This window comes from Actinomadura darangshiensis (genome assembly GCF_004349235.1).
In the GTDB taxonomy this organism is placed as follows: Bacteria; Actinomycetota; Actinomycetes; order Streptosporangiales; family Streptosporangiaceae; genus Spirillospora; species Spirillospora darangshiensis.
Genome location: NZ_SMKY01000062.1, coordinates 1 through 21,162 on the forward strand (window position 1 = coordinate 1; position 21,162 = coordinate 21,162).

Below are 21,162 nucleotides of genomic sequence, written 5' to 3' on the forward strand. Positions count from 1 at the left end.
TCGCCCGCCCTCGGCCGACGGCCTTTCTGGACAGCCGACGATGGGGACTGGATACTCACGACTATGGACGGTCAGCCCTCATTCCCGGTGAGAGCGTCCGACACGGAACGGGACCGGGTCCTGCGCGTCCTCAGTGATCGCGTGGCCGAGGGCCGGATGTCGGACGAGACGTTCGAGCGCCGTGTCGACCAGGTGCTGCAGGCGCGCAGCAAGGCCGAGCTGGCCGACATCGTCCACGACCTGCCGCCGCCCGGCCGCGTCGTCAACCGGCTGACCGGGATCATCTCGTCGGTGTCGCAGGTGACCGCGCGGATCGAGGCGGCGTGGCGGGGGCCGCGGCTGCCGCGGTTCATGCTCCCGCCGCACGAGCTCGGCCGTATCGTCGTCGGCCGCGCGCCCGGCTGCCAGTTCATCCTCACCGACCTGACCGTCTCGCGGTTTCACGCCGAGATCTACCGGGCGGACGAAGGCTGGATGATCTCCGACCTCGGGTCGATGAACGGCACCCGGGTGAACGGGTGGCGGCTGACCGGCCCGGCCCGCGTCCGGCCCGGCGACGAGGTCGGCTTCGGCAACGCCAGCTTCGTCGTCACCGCGCCCTGACGCCCCCCTTCCCCCTCCCCCGGGCGGCCGTGACCGGCCCGGGGTCTTGACGTATTCGTTAAGAGTCCTTACTTTTTCCTCCACGTTAGGAAACCTTCTTAACTCGGAGGAGCCGCCGTGTCCGTGCCCGTCCCGGGGACCCCCAGCCTGCTGCGGGCCATCAACGACCGCGCCGCGCTGCTGGCGCTGCTGGACCGGGGGCCGCTGACCCGGCCGCAGATCTCCGACCTCACGGGCATCTCCAAGCCGACCGCCTCGCAGCTGCTCGCCCGGCTGGAGGAGGCCGGCCTCGTCGTCCGCGACGGGATGCGGGAGGGCCTGCCCGGGCGCACCGCCGAGCTGTACCGGATCAACGGCGCCGCCGCCCACGTCGCGGGCGCCGACGTCACCCCCGCCCGGATCCGGGTCAGCGTCGCCGACCTCGCCGGGACCGTCGTCGGCGAGCACACCCTGCCGACGCCGGGCCGCACCGGCGTGGACGTGGTCGCCCGCATGGCCGCGGCGCTCGACGGCGCCGCCGCCGCGGCGGGACTGGAGCGCGGCCGCCTCGACCGCGCCGTCGTCGGCATCCAGGGCGCCGTCGACCCCGCGACCGGCAGGCTCGGGTACGCCTCCCACATCCCCGGCTGGCACATCCCCGACCTGGTCGCCACGCTCGGCGGCGGGCTCGGCGTCCCCGTCGCGATCGAGAACGACGTCAACCTCGCCGCCCTCGCCGAACGTGCCGGCGGGCAGGCGGCGCCGCCCGGGGGAGGCGCCGCCGACTTCGTCCTGCTGTGGGTCGCCGACGGCGTCGGCATGGCCGTCGTGCTGAACGGCGCGCTGCACCGGGGCGCGACCGGCGGCGCCGGCGAGATCGGCTACATGCCCGCGGTGGGCGCCCCGCTGATGCGGGACGTGCGCCGCACCCACACCGGCGGCGTGCACAGCCGCACCGGCGGCGCGGCCGTGCTGAGGCTGATGCGCGAGCACGGCTTCCGCGGACGCGACGCCGCCACCGCCCTCGGCCGCGCCGCCGCCGACGTGGAGACCGCTGGCAGGCGCACCGCCACCGGCGCGGGCGCCCGCGCCGAACGCGCCCTCACCGAGCTCGCGACCCGGCTCGGCGCCACGCTCGCCACGGTCGTGGGCGTCCTGGACCCCGCCCTCGTCGTCCTCACCGGCGACGTCCTGCGCGCCGGCGGGGAACCGCTCCGCGCACGCGTCCAGCAGCACCTGCACAGCCTGACGATCCCGCGCCCCAAGGTGCGGCTCAGCACCGTCCAGGGCAACCCCGTCCTGGCCGGGGCGCTTCAGCAGGCACTCCAGGAGACCCGCGACGCGGTCTTCTCCACCACCGTCCCCTGAACACCCCCCTCTTCCACGCCGTTCCCCACCCCCGAAGGAGAACCGGAGTGCCCACCACCACCATGCGCCGGCTCGCGGCGGTCATGGCCGCCGCAGGGCTCGGTCTCACGGCCGCCTGCACGGCCGGCGGCGACCAGTCCGGCGGCGGCCCGGCGGCCGACGAGAAGCAGACGATCGAGGTCTGGCACGGCTGGAGCGCCCCGCACGAGGTGAAGGCGTTCCAGGACGCCGTCGCCGGCTTCGGCAAGTCCCACCCCAACATCACCGTCAAGCTCGTCAAGGGCCAGACCGACGAGCGGATCACCAACGCCATCCGCGGCGGGAACCCGCCCGACGTGGTGTCGTCCTTCACCACCGACAGCGTCGGGCAGTGGTGCAAGAGCGGCGCCTGGCAGAACCTCGCGCCCTACATCGCCAAGTCCAAGCTGGACCTGGACCAGTTCCCGCCGGCGGTGCAGCAGTACACCCAGTACAAGGGCACCCGGTGCGCGATGCCGCTGCTGGCCGACGCCTACGGCCTCTACTACAACAAGGGCCTGATGAAGGGCGAGGAGCCGCCCAGGACGATGGGCGAGCTGACCACGCTGGCCAAGAAGCTCACCAGGCGGGACCCGGACGGGACGATCAAGGTCGCCGGGTTCATGCCGTCCGTCCAGTACTACGAGCACCAGGTCCAGCACCTCGCCCCGCAGTTCGGCGCGAAATGGCTGACCGGGGACGGCAGGGCGAACTTCGCCGGCGACCCCGCCTTCACGGCGTATCTGAAATGGAACAGGAGCCTCATCGACTGGTACGGCTACGACAACGTCAAGGAGTTCCTGCGCTCGATGGGCCAGGAGTTCGAGTCGTCCAACCCCTTCGAGAAGGGGAAGGTCGCGATGGCGATCGACGGGGAGTGGCGCACCAAGTTCATCCAGGAGGAGGCGCCCAAGCTCGACTACGGCACCGCGCCCGCACCCGTCTCCGACGACCGGGCCTCGACCTACGGCGGCGGGTTCATCACCGGCACCGTCATCGGCGTCCCGCGCGGTGCCAAGCACGCACAAGCGGCCTGGGAGTTCGTCCACTACCTCACCACGGACACCGGGGCGCTCGTCACGTTCGCCAACGCGCTCGGGAACGTCCCGTCCACGATCCCCGCGCTGTCGTCGCCGAAGCTGACGCTGCCGCCGCAGTTCAGGACGTTCCTGGACGTCTTCAAGAACCCGAACAGCTCCACCACGCCGCCGACGCCGAACGGCAACGACTACATCGTCCGGTTCGAGAAGTTCACCCAGGACGAGTGGGAGCCCGGCAAGGTGGGCGACCTCGGCCCGGCGCTCACGAAGCTCGACACCGAGGTCGACGACGCCCTCAAGCTCGCCGGAGGCTGACGTGGCACCCGGCTCACTGCGCGTCCCCCTGCCCGGGGCGCGGCGGACCGGGACGGCGGCGGCGCGGGCGCGCCGCCGCCGGCGGCTCCGGACCCTCGCGTTCCTGTCCCCCTGGCTGGCGGGGTTCGGCCTGTTCTTCGCCTACCCGCTGGCCGCCACCGTGTACTTCTCCTTCACCCGCTACAACCTGTTCACCCTGGAGTACGCGGGGCTGGACAACTACACCTACCTGCTGCACGACCGCGACGCCTGGACGGCGATGCGCAACACGCTGTGGCTGGTGGCGGTGCTCGTCCCGCTGCGGGTGCTGTTCGGCCTCGGCGTCGCCCAGCTCCTGACGAAGATCAAGCGGGGCGGGAGCGTGCTGCGCTCGATCCTCTACCTGCCGTACCTGATCCCGCCGGTGTCGGCCACGGTCGCGTTCGTGTTCCTGGTGAACCCCGGCACCGGCCCCTTCCACACGGTCTTCGAGCGGCTCGGGTTCGCGCTGCCGGACTTCTTCAACGACGCCGCCTGGGCCAAGCCGGGCCTCGCCGCGCTCGGCCTGTGGGCGGTCGGCGACGTCATGATCATCATGCTGGCGGCGCTGCTCAACGTCCCGGCGTCGCTGTACGAGGCCGCCGCGATCGACGGCGCCGGCGCCTGGGCCCGGTTCCGGCACATCACGCTGCCGACCGTGTCCCCCGTGCTGGCGTTCTCCGCCGTCACCGGGGTCATCGAGACGCTCCAGTACTTCACGCAGCCGATGGTCGCCGGGAAGGTCGCCTCCGGGCGCGCCGACCTGCCCGGCACCCAGTACGCGCCCGGCTACCCCGGCGGGTCCACGCTGACGTTCCCGCAATGGCTGTACGACCAGGGGTTCCGGCAGTTCAACATGGGCTACGCCTGCGTGCTGGCGCTCGTCATGTTCGCCACCGCGATGGTGTTCACGCTCTTCCTGCTCCGCCGGTTCAAGGCGTTCGCCGGACAGGAGGCGCAATGACGTCCGGAACCCGCGCCCGGCGGGCCCTGCTGTGGGTCGCGGTGCACGCCACCGCCGTCGCCATCGCCGTGATGTTCCTGGCGCCGCTGGCGTTCATGCTGCTGACCGCCGTGATGACCGACCGGCAGGCGCTCGGCGGCGACCTGTGGCCGCACGGCTGGCACTTCGGCAACTTCGCCGACGTGCTCAGCGGCGACATGGTCCGCTGGACGGTCAACAGCCTCGTGTACGCGGGCCTGTCCACGCTGTTCATGCTGGTGTCGAGCGTCCCGGTCGCCTACGCGCTGGCACGCTTCCGGTTCCGCGGCCGCAACCTGGCGTTCGTCGTGGTGATCTCGGCGATGATGCTGCCGCCGCAGGTCACCATGGTGCCGCTGTACATCGTGTGGGCCCGGCTCGGGCTCACCGGCTCGCTGTGGCCGCTGATCATCCCGCAGCTGTTCGGGGACGCGTTCTCCATCTTCCTGCTGCGCCAGTTCCTCGTGACGATCCCCCGCGAGTACGCCGACGCCGCCCGCGTGGACGGCTGCGGCGAGCTGCGCACGATGCTGCGGGTCGTCCTGCCGATGGCGAAGCCGGCCCTCGCCGCGGTCGCGCTGTTCCAGTTCTTCTACTGCTGGAACGACTACTTCCGGCCGCTCGTGTACGCCGACCCCGACCACTGGACGCTCGCCATCGGCGTCGCCACGTTCCGCGCCGCCCACCATGTCGAGTGGAACCTCACCATGGCCGCGACGCTGCTGACGATCCTGCCGGTGCTGGTCGTGTTCTTCCTCGCCCAGCGCGTGTTCATCCAGGGCGTGACCTTGACGGGAGTGAAGGGTTGAAGCTGACGGTCATCGGGGGCGGGTCGACCTACACCCCGGAACTGGTCGACGGGCTCGCACGCGCGCACGCGTCGCTGCCGGTGTCGGAGCTGGTGCTCGCCGACCCCGACACGGCGCGGCTGGACCTCGTCGGCGGGCTCGCCGCGCGGATGCTCGCCCGCGCCGGCCACCCCGCCGAGGTCGTCACCACCGGCGACCTGGACGCGGCGGTCGCCGACGCGACGATCGTGCTGCTGCAGCTGCGCGTCGGCGGGCAGGCCGCCCGGCACGTCGACGAGACGCTGCCGCTCGCGTGCGGCTGCGTCGGGCAGGAGACGACCGGGGCGGGCGGCCTCGCCAAGGCGCTGCGCACCGTCCCGGTCGTGCTGGACATCGCCGCGCGCGTCGCCGCCCGCGCCCCGGACGCGTGGATCGTCGACTTCACCAACCCGGTCGGCATCGTCACCCGCGCGCTGCTGGACGCCGGGCACCGCGCCGTCGGGCTGTGCAACGTCGCGATCGGGTTCCAGCGGCGCGCGGCGGCGCTGCTGGACGTCCCGCCCGACCGGGTGAGCCTCGGCCACGCCGGGCTCAACCACCTCACCTGGGTGCGGTCGGTACTGCTGGACGGCGCCGACGTGCTCCCCCGGCTGCTCGACCGGCACCCGGACGACCTGGCCGCGGTCTCCGGGCTGCCCGCCCCGTTCCTGCGGGCGCTCGGCGCCGTCCCGTCCTACTACCTGCGCTACTTCTACGAGCACGACCGCGTGGTCGAGGAGCAGCGCGGCGCGCCGTCGCGGGCCGAGCAGGTCGCCGCGCTCGAACGCGACCTCCTCGGCATGTACGCCGACCCCGCCCTCGACACCAAGCCCGAACGGCTGGCCGAGCGCGGCGGCGCGTTCTACTCCGAGGCCGCCGTGCGGCTCGCCGCGTCGCTGCTGACCGGGCGGGGCGACGCTCAGGTGGTGAACGTCCGCAACCAGGGGACGCTGCCGTTCCTGGACGACCGCGCGGTCATCGAGGTGCCCGCGCGGATCACCGCGTCCGGGGCGGTGCCGCTGCCCGTGCCGCCGCTCGAGCCGCTGTTCGCCGGGCTCATCGCGCACGTGTCCGCGTACGAGGAGCTGGCGCTGGACGCGGCGCTGCGCGGCGGCGCCGACCGGGTCGCGGCCGCGCTGCTGGCACACCCGCTCGTCGGCCAGATCGGCACGGCCGAGCGGCTCGCCGGTGAACTGGTCGCCGCCAACCGCGCCCACCTGCCGTGGGCCGGCTGATGGCCGCAGGAGTGCTCGTCGCCCTCGACGGCGGCAACAGCAAGACCGACGCGGCCGTGGTCACCACCGGCGGCGACCTGCTCGCCACCGTGCGCGGCGGCGGGTTCCGCCCGCAGTCCGCCGGGCTCGACGCGGCGCTCGACGCGCTGGCGGCGGTCATCGCGGCCGCGCTGCGCGACGCGGGCGCCCCGCCCGGCGACGTCGTCCACCTCGCCGCCTACATGGCCAACGTCGACCTGCCGGACGAGGAGGAGCGCCTGGAGAAGCTCCTGCTCGCCCGGGGCGCCGCGCCGGGCGTGGCCGTCGGCAACGACACGTTCGCGCTGCTGCGCAGCGCCGTCACCGAGGGCTGGGGCGTCGCGGTCGTCTGCGGCGCCGGCATCAACTGCGCGGGCGTCGCGCCCGACGGCCGCACCGCCCGGTTCCCCTCCCTCGGCTCCCACACCGGCGACTGGGGCGGCGGCGGGGAACTGGGGCGCGCCGCGCTGTGGCACGCCATCCGCGGTGAGGACGGACGCGGCCCGGAGACGGCGCTCACCGGCGCGGTCGCCGCCCACTTCGGCGTGGACCGCGCCATCGACGTCGGTCTCGGCATCCACCTCGGCGAGGTCGGCGAGGGGCGCCTCACCGGCCTCGCGCCCGTCCTCTGCGACGTCGCCGAGGCCGGCGACCCGGTGGCCCGCGGGGTCGTGTTCCGGCTCGCCGAGGAGGTCGCGATCCTCGGCTCGGTGGCGCTGCGCCGCCTGGGCCTCCTCGACGTCCCGGCCGACGTCGTCCTCGGCGGCGGAGTCCTCGCCGCCCGCCGGCCGCTGCTGCTGGACGCGGTCGCCGAACGCTACGCGGCGGCCGCCCCGCACGCCCGGCTGCTCGTCCCCGAAGACCCCCCGCTGCTCGGCGCGGCGCTGCTGGCCCTCGACCACGTGTCCGCGCCGCCGCCCGCGCACGAGACCCTCCGCACCGCTTTCCGCGGCCGCTGACCACGCTCGGCCGGCCGGGTGCTTGGATGGCCTGATGAGCGGTGCCGCCGGGGCACGACGAGCCACCGCCCTTGACGTTGTAAGGTTCCGCTGGGAGAGGGAGGGGCGCGCGTGGAGATCGGGTTCGCGGTGCCGGGATCGGGCGCATGGTCGACGCCGGGCAACCAGGTGACGGTCGCGCAGCGCGCCGAGGAGCTCGGCTACCACTCGCTGTGGACGCTGCAGCGCCTGCTCAACCCGGCCGGCTCGGCCGACCGCACCTACCGCAACGTCCCCGACCCCCTGATCACGCTCGCCTACCTGGCCGGCCGCACCAGCCGGGCGCGGCTCGGCGTCGCGATCGTGAACCTGCCGTTCTACGCGCCGCCGGTCCTCGCCAAGCAGGCCGCCACCCTCGACCACGTCAGCGGCGGCCGCCTCGACCTCGGTCTCGGGCTCGGCTGGATGCCCGAGGAGTTCGCCGCGGCCGGCGTGCCGATGGAGCGGCGCGGGGCCCGCTCGGAGGAGTTCATCGGCGCGCTGCGCGCCCTGTGGGGCGGGGGGCCTGGCGACGCGGCGGAGTTCCACGGCGAGTTCTACGACATCCCGCCGGTCACCATGGACCCGCGGCCGCTGCAGCCGTCCGGGCCGCCGCTGCTGCTCGGCGGCGCGGCCGAGCCCGCGCTGCGGCGCGCCGGGCGGCTGGCGGCGGGCTGGGTCAGCTCCAGCCGCGCCGACCTGAGCGCCATCGGCCGGTCCATCGGCATCGTCGCAGAGGCCGCCGAGCAGGCCGGGCGGGACGCGTCCGCGCTGCGGTTCGTGTGCCGGGGCGCGGTCCGCGTCCGGCCGCCGGGGCGGGCGGGGCGGCGCCCGCTCACCGGCTCCTACGACGAGATCCGGGCCGACGCCGAGGCGCTCGCCGGGCGGGGTGTCACCGAGCTGTTCGTCGACCTGAACTTCGACCCGGAGATCACCGGCCCGGACGCGGACCCGGGCGCCTCCCTCGACCGCGCGCTGGAGGCCCTGGAGGCCTTCGCGCCGGGCGGCTGACCGCAGCGGCCGGTAGAGCGGCGGGCTAGAGCGGCGGGCGGCGCGCCTCCCAGGGCGTGCTCAGCACGACCGTGGTCCGCGTCGCGACGTTCGCGGCGGCGCGGATCTTCTGCAGCAGGTCCTCCAGCTCGTTCGGGGACGCGACCCGCACCTTGAGGATGTAGCTCTCCTCCCCCGCCACCGAATGGCACGCCTCGATCGCCTGCAGATGCGCCAGCCGGTCGGGGGCGTCGTCCGGCGCGGCCGGGTCGATCGGCTTGATCGACACGAACGCGGTCAGCGGCAGCCCGATCTGCCCGGTGTCCAGCTGCGCGGCGAACCTCTTGATGACGCCGCGCTTCTGCAGCCGCCGGACGCGCTGGTGCACCGCCGACACCGACAGCCCCGTCTCCTTGGCCAGGTCGGTGTAACTCATCCGCCCGTCGTCGGCCAGTAGCGCCATGATCTGTCGATCGATCTCCTCCACGCGGGAAATCTAGCGTGCCGGAGCCGGTGCGTGGGCCCGCTCCGGCCACCGGAGGCGCCGCCCGCGGGTGTTTCAGCGGCGCGCGGGGCGCAGCGGGCCGCAGCTGCCGCGCACGACCAGCTCGGTCGGCAGCAGCACGGGACCGCCCCTGCCGCGCCGGGCGGGCTCGCGGAGCAGCAGCTCGCAGGCGCGGTAGCCGATGTCGTGGCCGGGGCGGGCGACGGCGGTGAGCGGCGGGTCGCACAGCTCCGCCCACGCGACGTCGTCGGTCATCGCGATCGACACGTCCGCGGGCACCCGCAGGTCCAGCTCGCGGGCGACGAGGACGGCGGCCTCGCCGAGCAGGTGCCCGGCGGCCAGCACGGCGGTGACGTCCCCGCGGCGCTGCAGCAGCCCGGCCACGGCCGCGTAGGCGGCGTCGCTGACCGGGCGGGCGGCGACGATCAGGTCCTCCTCCACGGGGACGCCCAGCTGGGCGAGCGTGCCGCGGAAGGCCCGCTCCCGCACCCCGGCCGCCGAACCCGGCGCGCCGCCGAGGAACCCGATGCGGCGGTGCCCGAGCCCGGCGAGGTACTCGGTGAGGGACCGGACGCCGCCCGCGTCGTCGGCGAGCACGGACGGGACGTCGGGCAGTCCCGGCAGGACGCGGTCGGCGAACACGACGCTGGAGCACACCCGGGCGGCGCCGCGCCAGTCGGCCTCGTCGCCGACGGGGAGCGCGATGACGCCGTCCACGCGCTGCTCGACGAGCCGCTCGACGATCTCGGCCTCGCGGGCGGGGTCGCCGTGCGCGGCGTCCACGATGACGTGCTCGCCGAGGGTGCGGGCGCAGGCGAGGACGCCCGCGACGACCTCGGCGCAGAACGGGTCGGTGACGTCGGGGACGACCAGGCCGATGCCGCCGCTGCGGCGCAGCTTCAGGCCGCGGCCGAGTGCGCTCGGGCGGTAGTCGAGGTCCCGGGCGGCGGCCTGCACGCGCTCGCGGGTGGCGGCGCTGACCGAGCCGGTCCCGGAGAACACCCGCGACACCGTGGCGATCCCGACGCCCGCCGACGCCGCCACGTCCTTGATCGTCGCCGACCGCCGCTCCGCCGCCACCGAACCGCCCTTTCCGGAAGTTTCCGATCATCTTCTCATGGCACCGCCTCCCCTGGAAACGATTCCATGATGTTTACTCCACTCATTGAGGAGAATCCCCTGCTCGGCAGGGGGTAACGGAAACGTTTCCACAAAGGGGTACGGATGGCCAAGATCGTATTGGACCGGGTCGACAAGGTGTACAGCGGCGGGGTCAAGGCCGTCGACGCCCTCGACCTGGAGATCCGCGACGGCGAGTTCATGGTCCTGGTCGGGCCGTCCGGCTGCGGCAAGTCCACCGCGCTGCGGATGATCGCCGGCCTGGAGGAGATCACCGGCGGGAAGATCTCCATCGGCGAGCAGGTCGTCAACGACCTCGCGCCGAAGGACCGCGACATCGCGATGGTCTTCCAGAACTACGCCCTGTACCCGCACATGACGGTCGAGCAGAACCTCGCGTTCGGCCTCAAGCTGCGCGGCACGCCGAAGTCGGAGATCAAGCAGAAGGTCCGCGACGCGGCCAAGATGCTCGGGCTGGAGCAGTTCCTGGCCCGCAAGCCGGCGGCGCTGTCGGGCGGGCAGCGGCAGCGCGTCGCGATGGGCCGCGCGATCGTCCGGCAGCCGCAGGCGTTCCTGATGGACGAGCCGCTGTCCAACCTGGACGCCAAGCTGCGCGTGTCCATGCGCGCCTCGCTCAGCCAGCTGCACGAGCGGCTCGGCGTGACCACCGTGTACGTCACCCACGACCAGGTCGAGGCCATGACGCTCGGCTCGCGGGTGTGCGTGCTCCGCGACGGCCAGCTGCAGCAGGTCGATACCCCGCAGCGGCTGTTCGACAACCCCGTCAACCTGTTCGTCGCGGGCTTCATCGGCTCCCCGGCGATGAACTTCGTCCTGGCCGACCTCACCGCCGGCAAGGGCGGCGCGGAGGTCTCCTTCGCCGGGTACACGCTGCCGGTGCCGGCCGCGGTCGTGGACGGCAGGCCGGGCCTGCGCGACTACTTCGGCAGCAAGATCATCCTCGGCATCCGCCCGTCGGACTTCGAGGACGCCGCGCACGCCAAGCCCGAGTGGGCGCCGATGGCGGCGCGCAGCAGCGTCACCGAGGAGCTCGGCAGCGAGATCAACGTGATCTTCACGATCGACGCGCCGCCGGTCGAGCACAAGGACACCGCCGACCTCGCCGAGGACGCCGCCGAGGGCGAGAGCGACATGGCGATCCCGCTGATCGACAACAAGGCGCTGTGGACGGCCCGCGTCAACTCCCGCTCGCACGTGCGGCCCGGGCAGGACGTGAACCTCGCCGTCGACACCACCCGGCTGCACTTCTTCGACCCGTCCAGCGGCCTGGCCATCGGGCACCCTGACGTCGCCGAACGGCACGGCGCCGAGGGCCTGCGCAAGTCCGGCTGACCAGGTAGTTCCGGCTGGAACAGGGCGGTGCCCACGGCCTGAGGAAGGCCGTGGGCACCGTTACGTGCGCCGCCGCGGGGGCTACTTCACCGAGCCGGCGAGGACGCCCTGGACGAAGTAGCGCTGGAAGGCGAAGAACACGGCCAGCGGGACGATCAGCGACAGGAACGCGCCGGGCGCGAGGATGTCGATGTTGCCGGTGAACTGCCGCATCTGGGACTGCAGCCACTTGGTCATCGGCTGCGACCCGGTGTCGGCGAACACCAGCGCGACCAGCAGGTCGTTCCAGACCCACAGGAACTGGAAGATGCCGAGCGAGGCGATCGCCGGGCCGCCCAGCGGGAAGATCACCCGGCGGAAGATCGTCCACTCCGAGCCGCCGTCCATCCGCGCCGCCTCCAGGAGGTCCCGGGGGATCGCCGCGAAGAAGTTGCGGAGCAGGAAGATGGCGAACGGCAGCCCGAACGCGACGTGGAACAGCACCACGCCGGTGATCGAGCCGAACATGTGGAAGCCGCCGAACTCGATGTGGCCGTAGAGCTTGGCGACCGGGATCAGCGCGACCTGGACGGGCACCACCAGCAGCGCCACGACGATCAGGAACAGCCAGTCCCGGCCGGGGAACTCCATCCACGCGAACGCGTAGGCGGCCAGCGACGCGATCGCGACGACCAGCAGCGTCGCCGGGACGGTGATCAGCACCGTGTTCCAGAACGAGTCGACGAAGTCGCCCTTGTCCAGCAGCGAGCTGTAGGACTCGGCGGTCAGCTGCGTCGGCTTGGTGAACACCTTCCACCAGCCGCCCGCGCTGTTGTCCGCGTTGGAGCGCAGCGAGGCGACCAGCAGCCCGAGGGTCGGCACCAGCCAGAACAGCGCGATGAGGACCAGCAGCACCTGCGCGACGCCGCCGCCGAGCCTGCCGACGGCCCGCGCCGCCAGGCCGCGCCGGGGTGCGCCCGCCGCCCCGTTCCCGCCGTCCGCCCGGGCCGGCGCCCCGGCGGCCTTCTCCGCGGTGCTCATTTGCGCTCCTGCCGCATTCGCCGGATGTTGAACAGCATGGCGGGCAGCACGAGCACGAACAGCACCACGGCGATGGCGCTGCCGGCGCCCTGGTCGTTGCCGCCGCCGAACGACTCGGTCCACATCTGCAGCGCCAGCACGCTGGCGTTCGGATCGCCGCCGCCGATGATGTAGACGAGGTCGAACACCTTCAGGACGTTGATGACCAGCGTCACCAGCACGACCATCAGGACGGGCGCGAGCAGCGGGATCGTCACCCGCCGGAACACCTGCCACTCGGTGGCGCCGTCCACCCGGGCCGCCTCCAGCGCGTCGCGCGGGATGGCGGCGAGCCCGGCGGCGATCAGCACCATCGCGAACCCGGCCCACACCCACAGGTACGACCCGATGATCGCCGGTGTGATCAGCGTGCCGCCGAGCCATTCGGCGCCCCGGTAGGCGGCGGTGAAGTTGTCCTTGGGCAGCCGGATCGTGTACGTCCCGTCCGGCACCTTCTTCATCGTGAACGTGCCGTCGGCGTCCGTGGTGGCCTTGGCGACGACCTTGCCGCCCCGGACCGCCTCGACCCTGATGCCGGGCAGCCCGGACTCGCCCGCGTTCGGGTTGTTCTGCTGCCCGCCGCCGCCCCTGGTGAAGTCGAACCAGACCGTGCCCGTCAGCTGCCCCGGCTTCGCCGGCGGCGGCTGCGCGGCCGGCTCGGCGTCCTTCGGCAGGTACTCCTGCTTGACCTTCAGCAGCGGGACGAGCGCGCTCTGCCCGGCCGAGTACGACTTCGCCGTGGTCACGGCGCCGCCGCCGTCCTGCCGGACGGGAGCGTTCCCGCCGCTGCGGGGCCCCGCGCCGGGATAGCTCCGGTCCTGCTTGAACATGTCGTGGATCGCGACCATCGCCGCGTTCGCGACGCCCTTGTCGGGGTCCTGCTGGTACACCAGCCGGAAGATCACGCCGGAGGCGAGGAACGAGATCGCCATCGGCATGAACACCACGAGCTTGAACACCGTCGCCCACCGGATCCGCTCGGTGAGGACGGCGAACACCAGGCCGACGATGGTCACCACGGTCGGCGCCACCACGACCCAGACGGCGGTGTTGCGCACCGCCACGAGGTTGTCGTGCCCCTTGAAGACCCCGGTGTAGTTGCCGACCCCGGCGAACGAGCCCGAGGCGTCGAAGAAGCTGCGGATCACCGAGTACACGATCGGGTAGAGCACCAGGAAGCCGAGCAGCAGCAGCGCCGGCAGCAGGAACGTCAGGGCCAGCCACGACGGCGGGGTGAGCCGCTCGCGGCCCCGGCGCGCGCCGGGGCGGCCGGCCGGGGGGGCGATGGCGGCGGCGCCGCCGGCCGTCGCGGCCGGCGGCACCTCCTCATTCGGAGCCTTCATCCAGGGATCCCCTACTTTTCAGGCCCTACTTGTAGGCCTTGGCGGCCTCGGCCTCCAGCTTGGCCTGCGTGCCCTTGACGTCGGACGGCTTCTGCACGAACTGGCGCAGCGCCTCCCACTCGCCCTTTCCGGGCGTCGCGCCGAACGCGGCGGGCGCCAGGTCGGACATGTCGTAGCGGGCGGCGTCGCCGGACGCCTGCAGCTGGCTGATCAGCTGCTTGGCGATCGGGTCGGAGTAGGCGTCGGGCTTGACGTTCTTGTTCGGCGTCAGGAAGCCGCCGAGCCCGGCCCAGACCTTGCCCGCCTCGGGCGAGGCGAGGAACTTCATCAGCTCCTGGGCGCCCTTGCCGTCCTTCAGCGCGACCGCGACGTCGCCGCCGAGGATCGCCGGGGCGGTGTCGCCGGCCTTCGGGAACGCGAACACCTTGGCGTCGGTGCCGACCTTCGCCTTGGTGGTGCCGATGTTGGCGGCGGCGAAGTCGCCGCCGTACACCATGGCGGCCTTCTGCTGGCCGAAGACCTGCGTGACCGACTCGTCGAACTTGGTCTTGGTCGCGGTCGCGACGCCGCCGTTGAGGTAGTCGGGCTTGCCCCAGATCTCGGCGAGGGTCTCCAGCGCCTTGCCGACCGTCGGGTCGGTCCACTTGATCTCGTGCTTGGCGAGCTTGTCGTAGTTGTCCGGCCCGGCCTGCGACAGGTAGACGTTCTCGAACCAGTCGGTGAGCGTCCAGGAGTCCTGCGGGCCGGCGGCCAGGGTGAACGGGGTGGTGCCCGCGTCCTGCAGGGTGCCCGCCGTCTTGACCAGGTCGGCCCACGCCGCGGGCGGCTGCACGCCGGCCTCGTCGAACGCCTGCGGCCGGTACCACAGGATCGACTTGTAGGCGGCCTTGACGATCACGCCGTAGGTCTTGCCGCCGGAGGAGCCGAGCTCCTTCCAGTACGGCGAGAAGTTCGTGCCGACCTCCGAGACGGCGTCGTCCGCGAGCGGCTTCAGCGCGCCCTTGTCGGCGTACTGCTGCATCAGGCCGGGCTGCGGCAGGATCGCCACGTCCGGCGGGGTCTTGGCCTCGATGCGCGGGCCGAGGTAGGCGTCGGTGTTCTCGCCGGTGGAGGCGTAGTTGACCTTCGCCCCCGTCTTGTCCTCGAACGCCTTCAGCACCTTGCGGAAGTTCGCCTCCTCGGGGCCGGTCCACTTGGCCGCGACCTCGATGGTGGTGCCCTTCAGTTCTCCCCCGCCGGCGGGCGTGGACCCGCCGTCGCCCTTGTCGTCGTCGCCGCCGCACGCGGCGGCCGCGGACAGGAGCATCGCCGCCGCAACGGCGGCCCCCGTCAGCCTGCTGACCCTCATTCCTCATCCTCCCTGGCCGGACCGGCGCCGCCTGATCCCCAGATCGACGCGCCGGACTCGATATCGAAGAAGTGCAGGCGGCCGGTGTCGACGCTGATCGCCACCGGGTCGCCCACCTTCACGCGGGTGCGCGGGCTGAACCGCGCGACCAGGTCCGTGCGGGGGGCCTCCAGGTGCCCCAGCACGTCGGTCCCCGCGTCGCGCGCGAGCTCCTTGGTGTCCTCGGTGACGACCTGGGACGCCTCGATCGCGAAGTGGACCAGCACGTCCGAGCCCATCGCCTCCACGAGGTCGGCGGTGGAGGTGAGCCCGGACCCTTCGGACGCCTCCACGAGCTCGGAGTCCTCCATGTCCTCGGGGCGGATGCCGACGACGACGTCGCCCCCGAGGTAGGACGCGAGGGCCGGGCGCTCGGTCAGCACCGCGGCCGGCAGCGTCAGGGTCTGGCCGCCGATCTCCAGGCGCGGGTTCGCCGCGTCCCCGGACAGCGAGCCCTGGATCAGGTTCATGGCCGGCGAGCCGATGAAGCCGGCGACGAACAGGTTCGCCGGCCGGTCGTACAGCTCCTGCGGCGGGGCGACCTGCTGCAGCTCGCCCTTCTTCATCACCGCGACGCGGTCGCCGAGCGTCATCGCCTCGGTCTGGTCGTGCGTGACGTAGATCGTGGTGACGCCGAGGTCGCGCTGGATGCGGGCGATCTCGGCGCGCATCTGGACGCGGAGCTTGGCGTCGAGGTTGGACAGCGGCTCGTCCATGAGGAACGCCTGCGGCTCGCGGACGATCGCGCGGCCCATCGCGACGCGCTGCCGCTGGCCGCCCGACAGGTTGCGGGGCTTGCGCGACAGGTGCTCGGTGAGGCCGAGGATCTCCGCGGCGCGGTCGACCTTCGCGCGGATCTCGGCCTTCGGCAGCTTGCGCAGCGACAGCCCGAAGCCGATGTTGTCGCGGACCGACAGGTGCGGGTAGAGGGCGTAGCTCTGGAACACCATCGCGACGTCGCGGTCCCGGGCGGGGACGCGGTTGACGACCCGGCCGCCGATCGTGACCTCGCCCTCGGAGATGTCCTCCAGCCCGGCGGCCATCCGCAGCGCGGTCGTCTTGCCGCAGCCGGAGGGGCCGACCAGGACGAGGAACTCCCCGTCCTCGATGTGCAGGTTCAGGTCGGTCACGGCCCGCGTGCCGTCGGGATAGACCTTCCCGACGCCGATCAGGTCGACCTCTGCCACGGCGGCTCCTCTTGTTCACGCACGTTCGTCACGGCACGGCGTCCGCGGGAAGGAACACGACTTACCCCCGCGTAACTTGCAACAAGGAAGTACAGGGCAGAACGCCCGGACCGCAACAGCCACCGAGCGGGCTGACGCATTTGGTACAGAGATCGTTACCGACCCGTTTCCGTGCCAATTTGCGCTGGCCGAAAAGGAGAAGAGGGCACGAACGGAAACCCGTTCGTGCCCTCGTGTTCCGCGCCGGGCGGGCGCTACTCGACGATCACCAGCCCGCGCTCGGTGACGTTCATCGGCTCGTGGCCGTCCTCGGTGCACACGACGATGTCCTCGATGCGGGCGCCGTGCGGGCCGGGGTAGATGCCCGGCTCGATGGAGAACGCCATGCCGGGCTCCAGCGGCTCGCGGTTGCCGGCGACGATGTAGGGGTCCTCGTGCGACTCCAGCCCGATGCCGTGGCCGGTGCGGTGGAAGAAGTGCTCGCCGTATCCGGCGGCGGCGATGATGTCGCGGCCCGCCGCGTCCACCTCCTCGGGCGTCGCTCCGGGCCGGACGGCCTCCGACGACGCCCGCTGCGCCTCCGCCAGCACCGCGAAGTAGGCGAGGTACCCGGCGGGCGGCTCGCCCACGCAGAAGTTGCGGGTCGAGTCGGAGCAGTAGCCGCTCGGCATCGTCCCGCCGATGTCGACCACGACGGGCTCGCCGGGCAGGATGACGCGGTCCGACAGCTCGGCGTGCGGGTTCGCGCCGTTCGGGCCGGACCCGACGATCACGAAGTCGACCTGGGCGTGCCCCTCGGCGATGATCGCGTCGGCGATGTCGCGGCCCACCTCCCGCTCGGTGCGCCCGGCCTTGAGGAAGCCCGGCACGCGGCGGTGCACCCGGTCGATCGCCGCGCCGGCCTCGCGCAGCGCCTCGACCTCGGCGGCCGACTTGCGGATCCGCAGCTCCCGCAGCACCGAGCCGGCCGCGACCTGCTCGGCGCCCGGCAGCGCGGCGCGGAACCGCAGCGCCATGACCGCCCACATCCGGTCGGCGACGCCGACCTCGGCGAGCCCGGCGGGCAGCCGGGCGGCGGTCAGCGCGTACGGGTCCTCGGTCTCGTCCCACGGCACCAGCTCGACGCCGAGCGATCCCGCCGGCGACGCCTGCGCGGCGGGCAGCTCCAGCCGCGGCACGATCAGGAACGGCTCGCCCTCCGCGGGCACGGCGAGGCAGGTCAGGCGCTCCAGCTGCTTCGCGTCGTAGCCGGTGGCGTAGCGCAGGTCCGGTCCGGGGGTCAGCAGCACCGCCCCGAGGCCCGCCTTCGCCGTCGCCTCCTGCACCAGCCCCACGCGCTCGCGCGGATACAACTCCGTTGTCACACCCGTCTCCATTCTTGGGTCCTGTCCGATGGCCCGGTACCAGGATCGCAGGAGCGGCGTGCAGGCGCGGCGCCGGACCCGCGTGGGAGCATGTGCGTCATGAGCGGGCTGATGCTGCTGGACACGCCGTCGTTGTACTTCCGCGCCTTCTTCGGGGTGCCCGAGTCGGTGACGGCGCCGGACGGGACACCGGTGAACGCGGTGCGCGGCCTCGTCGACATGATCGCGCGCCTCGTCCAGGACCGGCGGCCCGACCGGCTCGTCTGCTGCATGGACGCCGACTGGCGGCCGGCGTTCCGGGTGGCGGCGCTGCCGTCCTACAAGGCCCACCGGGTCGCCGAGGACGGCGGCGACCAGACGCCGGACGCGCTGGAGGCGCAGCTCCCGGTCATCGCCCAGGTGCTGGAGGCGTTCGGGCTGGCGAGCGCGGGCGTCCCGGGCTACGAGGCCGACGACGTGATCGGGACGCTCGCGGTGCGGGGCGCGGCCGACGGCCCGGTCGACATCGTGACCGGCGACCGCGACCTGTTCCAGCTCGTCGATGACGGCGGCCCCGTCGCCGTCCTGTACACCGCGCGCGGGGTCCGGAACCTCCAGGTGATGGGCGAGAAGGAGGTCGCGGCCAAGTACGGCATCCCGGGCCGCGGCTACGGCGACTACGCGACGCTGCGCGGCGACCCCAGCGACGGGCTGCCCGGCGTGCCGGGCGTCGGCGACAAGACCGCCGCCGCGCTCGTCACCCGGTTCGGGTCGGTGGGCGGCATCCTCGCGGCGCTGGACGCGGGCACCGACGAGGGGTTCCCGGCGGGCGCGCGCCGCCGGATGGAGGCGGCCCGCGAGTACCTCGCCGCCGCCGAGACGGTGGTGCGGGTCGTCACCGACATCGACGCGCCCGAGTTGGCGGGGCTGGACGACCGGCTCCCGGCCGAGCCGCGCGACGGCGAGGCGCTCGTCGCGCTCGCCGACCAGTGGAACCTCTCCGGCCCCGTCAACCGCCTGCTGAACGCCCTGGCCCGCTGACCCCGGCATTTCTCGCTGCAATTTTCGCCAAAAGTGTCAGATGACGCAGACAGGGCGTTCTCCGGCGTGCAGCATGCGGATCAGTCATGGGTTCTCCTAGGCACATGAAGGCGACCGGTACCCGCGGCACTGGGCCTCACGCCCCACTCCCCCCATCTGCCGCGGGTGCCGGTTCACCCCGAACCCCGGACCGGAGCGGACGTGCCGTGAGCGAGCGGACCCGATCCCGCGGCGGCCCCGCCGCGGAGGCCGGCGGCGGATTCTGGGACGCGCTGGACGCCACGGAGCGGGCGGCGCTCCGCGACGCCGGCCGGACCCGCAACCACCAGCCGAAGGCGCCCCTGTGCTACCAGGGCGACGATTCCGACCACATCATCATCATCGAGTCGGGCTGGGCGAAGGTCACCAGCGCCGGCGAGGACGGCCGCGTCGTCGTGCTCGCCGTGCGCGGGCCCGGCGACCTGGTCTGCGAGAGCGCGGTGCTCGGCCGCCGGGAGCGGTCCGCGACCGTCCAGGCGCTGGACCGGGTCCGCGCGCTGACCGTGCCGGCGGCCCGCTTCACCGCCTTCCTGGACGCCCACCCGCGGGTGTGGCTGCTGGTCAGCGGCACGTTCGTGCGGCGCCTGGACGACGCTGACCGCAGGCTGCAGGCGCACGTGTCGGCGCAGGGCGCGCGGCGGCTGGCGATCCTGCTGACGCGGCTCGCCGAGCTGTCGGCCCGGCACGCCCCGCCGGAGCCGGGCGGCGCGATCGCGATCGCGCCGCCGCTGTCGCAGGAGGAGCTCGGCAGCTGGATGGACGCGTCCCGGGAGACCGTCGCGCGAGCGCTGGCCACCCTGCGGCGGGAGGGCCTGGTCAGCACCGGCTGGCGGCGGATCACCGTGACCGACCCGCCCGGGCTGCGCGCGTACGCGCGGACTCCCCCCGACTGAACGCCCGGTACGGGGCGGCCGGCACCCGGCGGCCGGGCTGTCGCCTTTACAATGTAGATTCCGAACGGAACGGCGGGATCGTCCCGTACGCTCTGTTCTGTGCCGCGCCGACCGCTGCGACTGCGTACCGCCGAGGCCGACGCCGAGGTCCGCGCGGGACTGGACCGCATCCGCGCCGAGTACTCGGTGCCCGGTCCGTTCCCGCCCGCCGTCCTCGCCGAGGCGGCCGGGTCCGCGGCGGCCGCCAACGGCCGCGCCGACCTGCGCGACGTCCCGTTCTTCACCCTCGACCCGCCCGGCTCGATGGACCTCGACCAGGCGATGCACCTGGAGCGGCGCGGCGCCGGGCACCGGGTGCGGTACGCGATCGCCGACGTGGCCGGGTTCGTGCGGCCGGGCGGCGCGCTGGACGCCGAGGCCCGCACCCGCGGCGTCACCCTCTACCTGCCGGACGCCAACTCCCCGCTGCACCCCCGCCCGCTGTCGGAGGGCACCGCGAGCCTGCTGCCGGGGCGGGAGCGTCCCGCCGTCGCGTGGACGATCGACATCGACGCCGAGGGCCGGATCGCGGACGTGGACGTGCGGCGCGCCCTCGTCCGCAGCCGCGACCGCCTCGACTACGCGACCGCCCGGCACGACGGCGGGGACCCCCGGATCGCGCTGCTCGGCGAGATCGGCGAGCGGCTCATCGCGGCGGAGGCGGCCCGCGGCGGGGTGAGCCTGCCGCTGCCCGAGCAGGAGGTCGTGCACGCGAACGGCGGCTGGGCGCTGAAGCTGCGCGGCGACCTCGCGACGGAGGCGTGGAACGCGCAGATCTCCCTGCTGACCGGGCGGGCCGCGGCCCGGCTGATGCTGGACGGCGGCGTCGGGCTGCTGCGCACGATGCCGCCCGCGCCCGCCGAGACCGTCGAGCGGCTGCGGCCGGCGGCACGCGCGCTCGGCGTCGCCTGGCCGGCGGACGCCTCCTACGGCGCGATCGTCCGCGCGCTCGACCCGTCGATCCCCCGGCACGCGGCGTTCCTGCACGACGCGGCGGGGCTGCTGCGCGGCGCCGGCTACACCGCGTTCGACGGGACGCGGCCAGAGCAGGCCGTGCACGCCGCCGTCGCCGCCCCGTACGCGCACGTCACCGCGCCGATCCGGCGGCTCGCGGACCGGTACGCGACGGAGGTGTGCCTGGCGCTGGCGGCGGGCCGTCCCGTGCCGGACTGGACGCGGGCGGCACTGCCCGAACTGCCCGAGGTGATGCAGCGGGCGCTGCGGCGGGCGAACGACGTCGACCACGCGTGCGTCGACCTCGTCGAGGCGCTGCTGCTGCGCGACCACGTGGGGGACGTGTTCGACGCGGTGGTGGTGGACGTGAACGGCGACCGCACCGGCGGCCGGGTGCAGCTGGCGGCGCCGCCGGTGATCGGCCGCTGCGACGGGGCGGGGCTCCCGCTCGGCGAGCAGGTCAGGGTGCGGCTGGAGGAGGCGGACGCGGCGCGCCGCCACGTCCGCTTCTCCCGGGCCGGGTGAGCCGC

19 protein-coding genes are annotated in these 21,162 nt (G+C 73.4%); 12 read left to right on the forward strand and 7 right to left on the reverse strand.

Annotation, left to right across the window (positions count from 1 at the left end; translation table 11 throughout):
- Window positions 1-63 precede the first annotated feature (63 nt).
- The 8 genes from E1293_RS16065 to E1293_RS16100 all read left to right on the forward strand — a co-directional run bounded on the left by E1293_RS16065 (window position 64) and on the right by E1293_RS16100 (window position 8,391).
- A complete protein-coding gene (locus E1293_RS16065) occupies window positions 64-603 on the forward strand; it encodes a DUF1707 and FHA domain-containing protein (RefSeq protein ID WP_132198205.1) in 540 nt (179 codons plus the stop codon).
- 117 nt (window positions 604-720) lie between these two features.
- On the forward strand, window positions 721-1,950 hold the full coding sequence (locus E1293_RS16070) for an ROK family transcriptional regulator (RefSeq protein ID WP_132198206.1): 1,230 nt from the start codon (window positions 721-723) through the stop codon (window positions 1,948-1,950).
- A 47-nt stretch (window positions 1,951-1,997) separates the two neighbouring features.
- A complete protein-coding gene (locus E1293_RS16075; RefSeq protein ID WP_243716257.1) occupies window positions 1,998-3,323 on the forward strand; it encodes an ABC transporter substrate-binding protein in 1,326 nt (441 codons plus the stop codon).
- 1 nt (window position 3,324) lies between these two features.
- Window positions 3,325-4,305, forward strand: coding sequence for a carbohydrate ABC transporter permease (locus tag E1293_RS16080; RefSeq protein ID WP_243716258.1), 981 nt, complete (start codon window positions 3,325-3,327; stop codon window positions 4,303-4,305).
- Window positions 4,302-5,132 (forward strand): carbohydrate ABC transporter permease, encoded by an 831-nt coding sequence (locus E1293_RS16085; protein ID WP_132198207.1) that lies wholly within the window; start codon window positions 4,302-4,304, stop codon window positions 5,130-5,132. Before E1293_RS16080 ends, E1293_RS16085 begins: the two co-directional genes overlap by 4 nt.
- Window positions 5,129-6,385 (forward strand): 6-phospho-beta-glucosidase, encoded by a 1,257-nt coding sequence (locus E1293_RS16090; protein ID WP_132198208.1) that lies wholly within the window; start codon window positions 5,129-5,131, stop codon window positions 6,383-6,385. The genes E1293_RS16085 and E1293_RS16090 overlap by 4 nt, the downstream gene beginning before the upstream one ends.
- Window positions 6,385-7,362, forward strand: a complete 978-nt coding sequence (locus E1293_RS16095) for an N-acetylglucosamine kinase (RefSeq protein ID WP_207938882.1) — start codon at window positions 6,385-6,387, stop codon at window positions 7,360-7,362. The genes E1293_RS16090 and E1293_RS16095 overlap by 1 nt, the downstream gene beginning before the upstream one ends.
- A gap of 111 nt (window positions 7,363-7,473) precedes the next feature.
- On the forward strand, window positions 7,474-8,391 hold the full coding sequence (locus E1293_RS16100) for a TIGR03619 family F420-dependent LLM class oxidoreductase (protein ID WP_132198209.1): 918 nt from the start codon (window positions 7,474-7,476) through the stop codon (window positions 8,389-8,391).
- Window positions 8,392-8,416: 25 nt separating this feature from the next.
- Here E1293_RS16100 and E1293_RS16105 read toward each other — a convergent pair whose 3' ends face one another.
- Window positions 8,417-8,857, reverse strand: coding sequence for an Lrp/AsnC family transcriptional regulator (locus E1293_RS16105; RefSeq protein WP_132198210.1), 441 nt, complete (start codon window positions 8,855-8,857; stop codon window positions 8,417-8,419).
- Between the two features lie 72 nt (window positions 8,858-8,929).
- A complete protein-coding gene (locus E1293_RS16110; protein WP_132198211.1) occupies window positions 8,930-9,955 on the reverse strand; it encodes a LacI family DNA-binding transcriptional regulator in 1,026 nt (341 codons plus the stop codon).
- Between the two features lie 144 nt (window positions 9,956-10,099).
- Here E1293_RS16110 and E1293_RS16115 point away from each other — a divergent pair, with 144 nt between their 5' ends.
- Window positions 10,100-11,347 carry an ABC transporter ATP-binding protein gene (locus tag E1293_RS16115; RefSeq protein WP_132198212.1) on the forward strand — a complete coding sequence of 416 codons (1,248 nt, stop codon included), beginning with the start codon at window positions 10,100-10,102 and terminating at the stop codon, window positions 11,345-11,347.
- Window positions 11,348-11,428: 81 nt separating this feature from the next.
- Here E1293_RS16115 and E1293_RS16120 read toward each other — a convergent pair whose 3' ends face one another.
- From E1293_RS16120 to E1293_RS16140, 5 genes are all read right to left on the reverse strand, one after another.
- Window positions 11,429-12,367: a carbohydrate ABC transporter permease gene (locus tag E1293_RS16120; protein WP_132198213.1), complete on the reverse strand. Its 939-nt coding sequence runs from the start codon at window positions 12,365-12,367 to the stop codon at window positions 11,429-11,431.
- On the reverse strand, window positions 12,364-13,749 hold the full coding sequence (locus E1293_RS16125; RefSeq protein ID WP_132198214.1) for an ABC transporter permease: 1,386 nt from the start codon (window positions 13,747-13,749) through the stop codon (window positions 12,364-12,366). Before E1293_RS16125 ends, E1293_RS16120 begins: the two co-directional genes overlap by 4 nt.
- Before the next feature lie 25 nt (window positions 13,750-13,774).
- The gene (locus E1293_RS16130) at window positions 13,775-15,097 is read right to left on the reverse strand and encodes an ABC transporter substrate-binding protein (protein WP_132198215.1); all 1,323 of its coding nucleotides are present in this window, start codon (window positions 15,095-15,097) and stop codon (window positions 13,775-13,777) included.
- On the reverse strand, window positions 15,094-16,323 hold the full coding sequence (locus E1293_RS16135; protein ID WP_132198216.1) for an ABC transporter ATP-binding protein: 1,230 nt from the start codon (window positions 16,321-16,323) through the stop codon (window positions 15,094-15,096). Before E1293_RS16135 ends, E1293_RS16130 begins: the two co-directional genes overlap by 4 nt.
- Before the next feature lie 254 nt (window positions 16,324-16,577).
- The gene (locus tag E1293_RS16140; protein ID WP_243716259.1) at window positions 16,578-17,687 is read right to left on the reverse strand and encodes a M24 family metallopeptidase; all 1,110 of its coding nucleotides are present in this window, start codon (window positions 17,685-17,687) and stop codon (window positions 16,578-16,580) included.
- Window positions 17,688-17,786: 99 nt separating this feature from the next.
- Between E1293_RS16140 and E1293_RS16145 the strand changes: the two genes are divergently transcribed.
- From E1293_RS16145 to E1293_RS16155, 3 genes are all read left to right on the forward strand, one after another.
- Window positions 17,787-18,707 carry a 5'-3' exonuclease gene (locus tag E1293_RS16145; protein ID WP_132198218.1) on the forward strand — a complete coding sequence of 307 codons (921 nt, stop codon included), beginning with the start codon at window positions 17,787-17,789 and terminating at the stop codon, window positions 18,705-18,707.
- Between the two features lie 206 nt (window positions 18,708-18,913).
- Window positions 18,914-19,639, forward strand: coding sequence for a Crp/Fnr family transcriptional regulator (locus tag E1293_RS16150; protein WP_243716260.1), 726 nt, complete (start codon window positions 18,914-18,916; stop codon window positions 19,637-19,639).
- A 99-nt stretch (window positions 19,640-19,738) separates the two neighbouring features.
- Window positions 19,739-21,157 (forward strand): RNB domain-containing ribonuclease, encoded by a 1,419-nt coding sequence (locus tag E1293_RS16155; RefSeq protein ID WP_132198220.1) that lies wholly within the window; start codon window positions 19,739-19,741, stop codon window positions 21,155-21,157.
- The last annotated feature ends 5 nt before the right edge of the window (window positions 21,158-21,162 follow it).